Here is an 11,036-nt window from a genome sequence, read left to right on the forward strand (position 1 = left end):
ATCAATTATTGGCAGTTTTTCTGGCAATATCACCACTAACGCCTTTGACTAATATAGGGCAAATTTTATTAATTTGTTCTTTTAAGGTGATATTTAATATTTTTCTGGCCTCTAAAGCGTGAAAAATTTCAACTATCGCCTTTTGCTCTGTCATTGCAGGGATTGGAATATTGATTTCCATAAAGCGATTCCATTCCAAGCTTGCTCGAACGCTGCTATCACTTATGAACCAACCGTACCTATTGAATTCTGGCCTGTAAAACCACAGCATTAGGAATTCGGGGAGTAGTATGGACTCATCTACCACCTTAAAGACGGAGTAGGCTGGCGATATTATTGCGGGATCATTATCTGAGTAAAGAACCACTCGAACAGTTTCATCTCGTCCGACCTGCATAGGACTGAACGCAAACTCTCCTTTTTGAACTATCTTATATTTTGATAAATCAGTTTCATCAACATTTGCCTTTGATGGCATAAATGTCTTATCTACATTGATCCCTCGAAGTTTTGTAACACTTAATAAAGTATTTCTTCGATCAACTAATAGTCTATCCATGTATCCCATATTAGCTGTAAATCGCCAAGACTATTTTTATAAATGGATTGATTTTTTAGTAATTCTTTATATATCGAGACATATTTAATTTGTTGATTAATTTCCGGTACGGAATTTCAATTTCACAAAAACGAGACCATTCAAGGCCGCCACGAATACTTGAGTCACAGTAATACCATGTAAGTCTATCAAACTCCGGCCTAATAAATTGGAGCATTAAGTATTCGGGAAGTAATTCAGATTCATCCACCACTTCAAAGGTAAAGTACGCAGGCGAAACAATTGCGGGCTCATCAGCCAGGTAAAGGCTTATGGGCAATCTCTCATCTCTACCAACGTGCATTACATTTGTTGCAAACTGATTCTTTAATTTTTTTGTATTTTGATAAATCTACCCCATTGGTATTAGCAACAGATGGCATAAAATTTTTTGAAATATTTATGCCCAATAAATTTGTCACCGCTAAATCGGAATTTCTATCATCAATCAACCTAATAAAATCGCCAATTCTTCTATAGCTCATAGCCCAAACCTTTAAATGCTTCTTGCAAGGCTGCTTGAGATTTTTTTCTTCAGAAATCAATTTTTTAAAAGTCGATTGAACCCTCTTCATTTCAACCTCAAAATCTATTTCACTATCTTTATCAACAAATGGAATGTATTTGCTTGGAACTAAAGAAAAGTCGTTTTTTACAATTTCTTCGTAGTTGGCAGAGTAACAGTATTCAGGAATATCTTTGTAATCGTCTTTAAAAGACTCTTGTTGCCAATTGTGATAATTTTCAGTGATTTTGGAGATATCTTCAGGAAGGATTTCTATAAATTGCTTATCGTATTCGGTACCCTGTCTACGTAAATCCATAAACAAAATTTCGCGCTCTCTATTACGATATTTTTTCTCCCTCCCATTCACCTTTACGTTTCGTGACTTTTTATTCTTATTTAATATCCAAAGTGTTACGCTAATGTCGGTTGTATAAAAAGTATCTCTTGGAATAATCAAGATGGCCTCAACCAAATCGTTTTCAATCAGCTTTCGTCTAATCTTGTACTCCTCACCACCTCCACTAAGAGCTCCGTTCGCCAAAATAAATCCTGCAACGCCGTTCTCTGATAGCTTTGAAACTATGTTCAATATCCAGCCGTAGTTAGCATTACTTTTAGGGGGAACATCGTACCCACGCCAACGCGGATCATTCAATAATTCATTCTCACCACGCCAATCCTTTTGATTAAAAGGCGGGTTAGCCATAATGTAATCAGCTTTGAGGTCTTTGTGCTGATCATCCGCAAAAGTATCGGCCGCTTTTTCACCTAATGCGGCATTAATACCTCTAATCGCCAAATTCATCTTAGCTAGCTTATAGGTAGTATTTGTATATTCCTGGCCGTAAATCGAAACCTCTTTTTTATTGCCGTGGTGACTCTCAATAAATTTAATTGATTGCACAAACATACCGCCTGAGCCGCACGCTGGATCATAAATAATGCCCTTGTAAGGCTCAATCATCTCCGCTATTAAATTGACAATTGTTTTTGGCGTATAAAACTCACCCTTGCCCTTACCTTCCGCAATTGCAAATTTTTTAAGAAAGTACTCATACACTCGACCTACAATATCTCGCTCCCTATCTTCTAAGGTATTAATTTCATTAATCGTGTCTAATAAAGAGGCTAATTTTGTAAGATCTAGGCCTAAGCGTGAAAAATAGTTGTCTGGTAAGGCGCCCTTTAAGGCTTTATTAGCTTTCTCGATATTATGTAATGCGGTATCAATTTTCAAAGCAATGTCGTTTTGCTTGGCATTCTTGATTATGTAGCTCCAGCGACTCGCCTCATTTAAGAAAAACACATTATTTTGGTTATAAAACTCGGGCATTTCTATGTATTTTTCCTGGCCCTTAGCGATAAGAGCCTTGCGATGCTCCTCAAACTTATCGCTCGCAAATTTTAAAAATATCAGTCCAAGAACTACATGCTTGTATTCAGCAGACTCAACACTACCCCTTAACTTGTTCGCCGAATCCCAAAGGGTCTCTTCGATACTCTTTACTTTCTTTTCTTTTGCCATTTTTCACTCATTTTTGGTATTTCCTTAGTTTATACTCCCAGCAATAGCCTATTTGATACTTATCAGGATAAGATTAAAGTTATAAAAACTATAGACAGGCCAAAGTCCCATGAAATATCTAATTGCCTTATTGTTAATCGCCCAACTTGGGTTTGTGGGCGCTCAGGCTATTTACGATGCCAATGGCCAGTACAAAGGCTACCAGCAGACTAGTCCCAGCGGCGTAACGAATACCTACAATGCCCAAGGGCAGAACATTGGGTCATCGCAGGTAGACCAGGGACAAACAAGCTTCTATAGCCCTGCGGGCGCTTATCAAGGCACTAATACAGCCACACCAGCTCCAATCCAGCCAAACACAACTATTAATACGCCGAGACAAGTGCCCCAAGCACCATCGGTCAAGGGCTGGTAATTAAACTCAAGTTGTCTCGCAATTAATTCATGAATACGAAATCTGACTTCAGCAGACTTTATGAACAGGTAGTTGAATTAATAGACTCTTGTGAATTTGAAGAGGCACTGGCTATCACCAAGAGAGAGGCGAAACTTGGAAATGATTATTTTGAATATCTTCTGGCTGCCATGTACGCAAATGGTCAAGGAACCGAAAAAAACTTACCACTGGCAAGATTTTGGCTTGAAAAATCAGCAATCAAAGGGTTGGTAGATTCCCAACTTCAATTAGGAATCCTTCTTATAAATGGAGTAGATGGAAAAGTTGAATTTAAAGAGGGGCTCTCCTGGCTATTAAAAGCGGTCGAGCAAAAAAATGTTCAGGCTTACATTAGATTGGCAGAACTATATCTAGAAGGTGCCAGTGATCTCCCTCAGGACTATAAGATTGCAGCGCATTACTTTCAGCTAGCATCAGATTTAGGTGATGCACACGCAAAACAAAGACTTGCATACCAATACTCAAATGGGCTAGGGGTTGATAAAAACGAGGAGAAGTCTTTTCAACTAAATTTAGAGTCAGCTCAAGAAGGTGATCAATTCGCGGCCTATAACCTAGGTGTCGATTATCAATACGGACGAGGTACTGAAATAAATTTCACACAGGCTCATAAGTGGTACCTGGTAAGCTCAAAGGCGGGAGCACCTGCTGCGCAGCATAATTTAGCGGCAGCTTATGCCGAAGGCAGAGGATGTAAACAAGATTTAATTGAGGCGCACTACTGGTACCTCAAGGCAGCCGAACAGGGCAGTCCTCTATCCATGCTAAATATTGGGAAAATGTATGAGCACGACCACGGAGTGGGGACAGATCTAGTTGCAGCATTCTCTTGGTATGTGCTGGCTTCCGAATTTGGAAATGAAGAAGAAAAAACCAAAAGCCTAGAATTACTTCCCAAACTTAATGATGAAGAACTGTCGCAGGCTCTTAAATTAGCAGCTCTCAATAAAAGAAAAATAAATAAAGTTCACTCCAATTTTGAAGAGCTGAAAACAATATCTACAAAAGCATTGGAGATTCAAGATGAAGAGATGCGAGAGAAATTACTCAATCTTCATAAAGAGGCTTTACAAGGATCGGCAGAAGCTCAATTTTCACTAGGCATACACTTCATATCAGGGGAGTTTTTAGAACCCGATTACCCAGCTGCTTTCATTTTACTATCTCAATCTGCCAGTCAATTATTCCCGCCGGCTTTAACCAGCCTTGGAATGCTCTATTACAACGGTCACGGATGCGAAAAGAACGATGAAATTGCAATGAGTCTTTGGGAAGAAGCTGCAAACAAAGGCGATGCTCAAGCCATATTTAACCTGGGCTGGTCATACCAATACGGTGCCGGGACTGAACAAAACATTGATAAAGCCCTTTTCTACTTTGAGAGTGCAGCCGCCCAGAATCATCCCGGCTCTCAGAGAGAGCTAGGTATGCGCTATGAAAGCGGGCAAGGGGTCGAGAAGGATTTGAAAAAGGCGACTGATTTATACATACTGGCCGCAGAAAGTGGTGATACTGTGGGCGAATACAATGCCGGCTGCATGTATCTTCATGGAAACGGAATAGATCAAAACTTTGCTATAGCGGGGCATTATTTTGATAGAGCAGCAGGTAAAGGGCATGTTTCAGCGGCGTTTAACCTAGGAAATGTTTTCCTTCAAGGCATTAATGGTGAGCCAGATTACAAGGCTGCAAATCATTGGTTTTCGATCGCTGCTAGCGATGGTCATCTTCATGCCTCTGCAAATCAAGGACTTTTGTATTTGCAAGGCCTTGGTGTATCCAAGGACGAAAAAAAGGCTGCCGAATTAATGGAAAAGGCAGCCGCTGCTGGCGATGTAATAGCCCAATGCAACCTAGCTAGGATTTATAGGGATTCGGAAGGCGAACTTCAAAATTTTGAGATGTCAGCAAAATGGATGAAGCTTGCATCTGATGCTGGCCTTCCAGAGGCGCAGGCTGACTATGCAATAGCCCTAGTGACTGGCAAAGGTGTAGCTGCTGATTTTAAAGAAGCGTTAAGACTAGCTTCGCTCGCTGAAGAATCCGGCCTTCAGAGAGCTGGCAAAGTACGTGAAATGATAGAACTGCAAATTAAGTAATAAATAATTTGTTAGCCGGGCATGTAATCGCCTATTCTTCAAATAGTCTTTTTTGCGCTCGTAAGAGTCTATGCATTTCCTTGATGAAATTTCTTAACTCGACACTTGCTCCGGTTTTAACGGCGTTTTTTGAGGACCTAGCCTTACCTTTAGGTGTCCTTGCCCCCGTTGATAACTCCCATGGCCTCCACCGCTTGATCAGCTCTCTTTGACGTGCCCTGCGTTCCTCCGTCCATCCGTTCATTTAAATTCTCCAAAAGTTCGTTTTGTGGGATTGCATTTATTTCGTGCAAATTATTGACTTGCTGATGACCCCCAGAAATATTGGCCTGTTTGATGAATTGGGTTGGGCAAGGCTGCTTTAGCTGTATCAGACTGTCGATTGTTGCTCTACTTTGGTTCTGGGCCTTAAGACTTAGATTCATTAGCATCTGAAGGGATGTTCTGTCTGTCTGCCTGGTAGCTCTATTTGCCAAGCTGCTAAAAGCAATATTTAAGGCGATGACCTGCCCAACAAGCATCTGCTCCAGCATAGATAAATCTCCATCCTTTATTTGCTTAAACGATGATTCCAGCATTTCTTTGGCATATTCAGCTGATATTTCGCTATTGGGTATTGATCCGCCAAAGTTCATCACCCTGGCTGTGGCGGCACCAATTGTTGATGGGGATAGAAAGTAGTCAGTCTTAGTCTTCAAATCATCTTGCCCATAAATACGTTTGACGATTAATTTGTTGGGATCAGAAATCTTTTGCTTGGACCTAATCTTGATTGCAGCGCTTTTGATTAAGTCTTTCTTTAGGTCTTTCATCACCCCCCCCCAATCTTTTTGTGAGAGGCATCCATTACCGCCACTGGCCCAGCAGTTTTTGAGCGCATTTAGACAATCTATCGTTAGCTGCGGGGCTGCTAACCAATCATCACGCCATGCTTGGTAATCTAGATAATCCCACCCTTGAAGGGGAGCCAACACCGCATACAAGGACTCAAACTCTGGGGCTTCTAACCCGGTTATAGCCCTAGCCTTGGTTAGCCACCTCATAATTTATTTCCCCCCGCTATGCCAGTGACAAAAGTGCCAAAAGAACTACGCACTCCCTCTCTTGATACTTTTGTCACTTTTGGCACCGAGTGCCTTAGGCCTTTAGCAATTTTCATATCTGCTAAACCATCTTTGGATTGATAAAGTACTGCTCCGAGGATCTGCCGCCAGTAGAAATACCTTGGTACCTTAAATAGTTATGCTCTACGAGCAGATTGAGCGCTTTTTTAACTACTTCCAAGTCATTCAATCCAGACCAATTTTTCCGCGAAAGCTCTCTGGTAGAGAAGCCATCCAGCAACTCCTTGGATTTAATTTTTCTAATAATTGCTTTCGCACTACTGGTCTCTGGAACACTTGCGGACTGATAAATCCGTTCGGCATGGCTCCTTAAATATTCACACCAATCTAAGGCCCTACCAAGTTCGATCGCCCCAACCAGACAGCCCTCACTTGGTGCATCAATAAGCGCAAATATCAAAGCCAGCGCCGGAATTAACTTTCTGTACTTGGATAGATGAGACTCTAGCGCAGGGTGATTATCACCAGCCATTAATTCTTGGCTAAAGGGTATGTACCACTCCAAAAATAAAGATTGGGCTTCTGGGGTGAACTTATAGATGATGGGTTCATCCGCAAATCCTTGGAGCTGAGATAGTCGTATATATATTGCATGCGCCTTATCCTTAGCCTCTGAATCTGGGTTTTTATCAACGTAGCGGAAATGGTCTATAGAGTCTGGATGCACCATCAACCCAAATCTTTGGAGGAGTCCATCGTCACCAGATCCACCCTGAACAGCTCCACGGATATATTCATCCAATCGTGATGGCTGAATGGTTCCCAGCATCGACAAGCAAGCCCTTGAAATTACAACATCATCGCGCCCTATCCTATCAGTTGAGTAAGCCTGATTTCCGTCATAGCTAGTCAGGTAAAACGCTCTTGCGCCCTCCTGGCCTTGCTTATCCATGGACTTTAATAATCCATATATCTCATCTCGAAAGCAAAGTACTCCCCAAGGATTTTGAGACATGATGACCTGCAGACTCTCAACCGAGGAATCATTAACGATATAGCGGCTACAGATAGGCTTGTCCATTTCTTCTGGCTCACCCATAATTGCCCTTGCACCAGTTTTATCCCCTTTATCAAAAAGCTTTTGGGCCTGTTTCTTTTTACTGGTTTTAGTTAACTCGGCAAGCTCTAAATCCATTTTCCAATCATTAAGCTTTGACTCATACTCTTGGCGGCTTGACTTCTCAAGCTCCGATATAGCCCCCATCACCTCCTTAACAGGGGGAGATTTCATAACACCGGCGCGACCAATTATCATCCCCCATAAATTAGGAATCACTTGCCATTTTGTGTCTTTATCTTTAGGTTGAATAGCTGCTTTAGCGCCTATTAGGCTGGATGCGCAGATAATCGCAGCAATAGCCGGGAAGTCTGGCGAACATTGCATCCTATTGGAGATATCTTCAATCCAAGGCCTAAATGCTTCCGGCAATAACGCATAGTCAAATCCTTGCACAGGAAGCTGTGCGGGCAGATCTATAGGGTCGCCCCATAGATCTCTGGCTTCCTTTATTAAGACTGCATCAATCGCCTCCTTAACAGCATTTAAACCGCTTACACGAGCCATGTCATTAAAGTCGGTGTCTTTGTCCATACGCTGACCTTCAAAGATAGGGATAGTTAAATATGCACCGATTGATTTAGCACAGGCCTTCGCCTTAGTTAACCCAACATTACCCTCGGATTTCCAATCATCATCTGCACATACAACTATTCTCAGGGTCGGGAATTTACCTCTAAGGTATTGGCCTACTGGCTCAAGATTTCCAGCATCAAAAGCTACGATAACTGGATAACCAGTAGCCTGATGTATTGATGCCCCCGTAGAAAATCCTTCACATAAACACACAATATCGTCAGTGCCAAAAGTGCCAAAAGAATAAAAGCAACCCTTCTTTTTTCCATCTTTCAGAAATTTCTTCCCTCCATCTGGTTTGATGAACTGAATTGAGCAAATAATCTCATCATCAAATAAAGGAATAATCAAATCACCATTATTTTGACGAGCGCCACAAGGAGGAATTTCCTTTCTGGTGAGATAAGGATGGTCAGTCGCAACTGCAGACTCATTCCATATAGCTTGAGCTCTTGACTGAGCCTCGCGCTGGGACTTGATCCTCTCGATTTCAAAATCTCTTTTTGCCTGCTCAGTGCGCTCTCGGATTCTCTGGACCTCATCACGAGAATATTCGCGCCCTATATTAGCCTTCCAGTTAGATTGAAAGCCTGTACTCCAGTCACCAAAAGACCCGGCGGAGAAATCATTAGTATTGAAAACATACCAGCCATTTTTATTGGAACGTTTTCCATTAACTGAGAAACGGTGAAACTTGCCATCATCAATAATTTGATCTGGTGGGTTGAGGCCCGATTGGACAATAGCTTCTTTGAACTTATATACATCATTGTTCATAAGGATTTCTCCTTAGGTTCTTTTGAAAAAAATAATGCAAATACTTTTAATACCGAAGCTTCTGTATTAAAATTAAGCTTAGAAGTTAGTTTTACTGAGCCAACCTTGTCCGTTGGCTTTTTTATTAGGATTGTCATAATTCACCCTCCCAATAATTTTTGCAAGTCACTTATTTTCCAGGCCAATCGCCCATTTATGCGAATTGGGCGAATACCGTTAGGTGCAGAATCTAGACAAGCCCACTTGCGTAATGTTTGTGGTGAGCGATTTATATAAATTGATGCCTTATCTGTCGATAAGACGATGGGCAAATCATTTTCATTTGGCTGAATCTTCATCATCATTCCTTTTTATAGTTAAGTACTACTAGGAATGGATTCTGAATTCTATCTACCTATTTGAAGGTAGAAAAAATGAAGATAATCTCTGAGGTTTTTCTACCCTTTAAATTTTTTGTAGGACGGCTGAACATCCTCCTTTGAGATGACTTCATTTGCTATCACGCTTGCAAGAGCCGCAACCACACTATGTTTTGGGGCTCCATAGATCGAATCCGTAAATCTATATAAAAGCCATAAAAGATGCTGTCTTGGTTGAGCATAGAATGCCTTATAAGCATGCTCATTTAAACCGTTCCTATACACTTCCAATTGCTCATATAAGCCTGGATTGTCTGCACTAAAGGTATGCCGCATATAAGATTGAAGTTCATTAATATGCTTACGCATGGCCCGTATATCAGCAGCATGCTTGCTTGGGCTATCCAAATCTTTAGTTTGCCAATAAAAAATAGCAGCTGTTTTAAGCTTTGGAACAACATCATCAGGCGTTGGTAAATTCAACCAAATATCCTTCATACACGCCTCATTCCCAAGTCGTAATAGTGCCTGCTGCACGATTGGATCCTGCTCGTCATCGTAAGCCTTAATCAAGGCCATAGGCGCCCATTTAGCGAAGGTCATAATCTAATGCCCTCATGTTCACAACCCCTACTTTAGGTTGGCGGATGCCGGCTTCATTAAGAATAAATTCCTCAATCTTGCTATGCCATTGACGCAGTAAATCAATCGGCCTTCTTCTATAGTGCTTTTCAGCAATTGCCGAAGGCTTATGTCCCATGATCTGCGCTGATATTCCTGCGGGACACTCCACCCATTCGGCCAATGTCCCAAAAGATCTTCTTAGTCCGTGAATAGACATATCAGGCAGATTTGTCTCCTCAAGCGCCTGATTATGCGCAATTCTAGGCTCAGTAATCCTTCCACTCTTAGCTGTTGGGCTTGGGAAAACATATTCATTTACTCTTGGAATCTCAGCGAGAAGCTGCCCGACATAAGGCGTTATTGGTATCTGACGTGTACCTTCAACTTTATCGCGAATAATGGCGGTATTCCATACTAAGTCCACATCAACCCACCTCATCCCAGCAAGCTCATTGCGTCTTGCCCCTGTAAGAAGAAGTATTTGTAAGTAGGACTTAATTACTGGATTTTTAATTTTTTGAATTGCATCGAACCACGTTTTAATCTGCTCTTTTTGCAAGCAGTCATCCTTGGCTTTCTTGGCTGGAAGCTCTTTTGTAAGTCGATCACAAGCATCTAATCGAACAACCTTCTGATACGAGGGATGGTCGCCGCACCAGGTGGTAAATGCCTTAAGCGCCGATAAGGCAATCCGAACTCTGGCAGGTCGTTTAGCAACCTCACTTTTTAGCCAAGACTGAACTCTTTCCCTGCTGATCTCGTTCAAGGGAAGAGATAGTAGGGGGCGCAGTATTCCTACCTCCTTCACCTTGGGTTGGTTCATTTTTAACCCTCGAGTAACCTTTTCACCCCCTTCCCTCACCATATCTAAGTGGTCAGCCAAATGACGATCACCCCAGTTTGGTGAGCGGGCTTTGATGTACTCGTCCCAAGCGACTAGCGCAATAGTTGCCTTGATTCGCTTGGCTTTTGCCTTCTCATCGATTTCAGTTCTTTCATCTCGCGGATCAATGCCCTTATCAGTAAGTACTTTTAAGCGTCTAGCCTCAGCTTGGGCATCCGGGATTGACCAAGAGTCAGTTCTTCCTAGAGTAATTCTTAGATTCTTACCGTTAAACCATGTCTCAAAGATGAATGACTTAGTCTTTTTGGGGGTAACTATGATCCCAAGGTTGGGCGTCTTGGAATCCCAATAGTAAGTATTTTTAGGCAGCCCCTTGACATCAAGGTCGTACTCCAGGGATGCTATTCGGCCCACAGTGAGACTTAACTTAGAGCTGGCCATAACAGCCTTTAAAATATAAAATCGTGGTCATGTCGTGATTTTATTTC

General features: G+C 41.8%; 8 protein-coding genes. 2 read left to right on the plus strand and 6 right to left on the minus strand.

The genetic code is table 11. From position 1 onward, the window contains the following. Position 1 precedes the first annotated feature (1 nt). Entirely contained in the window at positions 2–559 is a 558-nt protein-coding gene (locus DCO16_RS07660; RefSeq protein ID WP_217426646.1) for a restriction endonuclease subunit S, read from the minus strand. Between the two features lie 329 nt (positions 560–888). Further along, positions 889–2,631, minus strand: coding sequence for a type I restriction-modification system subunit M (locus DCO16_RS07665; protein WP_173943100.1), 1,743 nt, complete (start codon positions 2,629–2,631; stop codon positions 889–891). 109 nt (positions 2,632–2,740) lie between these two features. On the opposite strand from DCO16_RS07665, the gene DCO16_RS07670 reads away from it, so the two are divergent. Both DCO16_RS07670 and DCO16_RS07675 read left to right on the plus strand, forming a co-directional pair. Further along, complete coding sequence (locus DCO16_RS07670) at positions 2,741–3,046, plus strand: hypothetical protein (RefSeq protein ID WP_173943101.1); 306 nt, start codon at positions 2,741–2,743, stop codon at positions 3,044–3,046. Positions 3,047–3,075: 29 nt separating this feature from the next. After that, positions 3,076–5,187, plus strand: coding sequence for a tetratricopeptide repeat protein (locus DCO16_RS07675; RefSeq protein ID WP_173943102.1), 2,112 nt, complete (start codon positions 3,076–3,078; stop codon positions 5,185–5,187). A 149-nt stretch (positions 5,188–5,336) separates the two neighbouring features. Here DCO16_RS07675 and DCO16_RS07680 read toward each other — a convergent pair whose 3' ends face one another. The 4 genes from DCO16_RS07680 to DCO16_RS07695 form a co-directional block, all read right to left on the minus strand. Beyond that, positions 5,337–6,161 carry a hypothetical protein gene (locus tag DCO16_RS07680; RefSeq protein WP_173943103.1) on the minus strand — a complete coding sequence of 275 codons (825 nt, stop codon included), beginning with the start codon at positions 6,159–6,161 and terminating at the stop codon, positions 5,337–5,339. Positions 6,162–6,351: 190 nt separating this feature from the next. Then, positions 6,352–8,721, minus strand: coding sequence for a DUF3987 domain-containing protein (locus tag DCO16_RS07685; RefSeq protein WP_173943104.1), 2,370 nt, complete (start codon positions 8,719–8,721; stop codon positions 6,352–6,354). A gap of 437 nt (positions 8,722–9,158) precedes the next feature. Then, positions 9,159–9,683: a hypothetical protein gene (locus tag DCO16_RS07690; RefSeq protein WP_173943105.1), complete on the minus strand. Its 525-nt coding sequence runs from the start codon at positions 9,681–9,683 to the stop codon at positions 9,159–9,161. Continuing rightward, positions 9,670–10,989, minus strand: a complete 1,320-nt coding sequence (locus DCO16_RS07695) for a tyrosine-type recombinase/integrase (protein ID WP_173943106.1) — start codon at positions 10,987–10,989, stop codon at positions 9,670–9,672. Before DCO16_RS07695 ends, DCO16_RS07690 begins: the two co-directional genes overlap by 14 nt. Positions 10,990–11,036 lie beyond the last annotated feature (47 nt).

The sequence above is a fragment of the Polynucleobacter antarcticus genome (assembly GCF_013307245.1).
Lineage (GTDB): Bacteria > Pseudomonadota > Gammaproteobacteria > Burkholderiales > Burkholderiaceae > Polynucleobacter > Polynucleobacter antarcticus.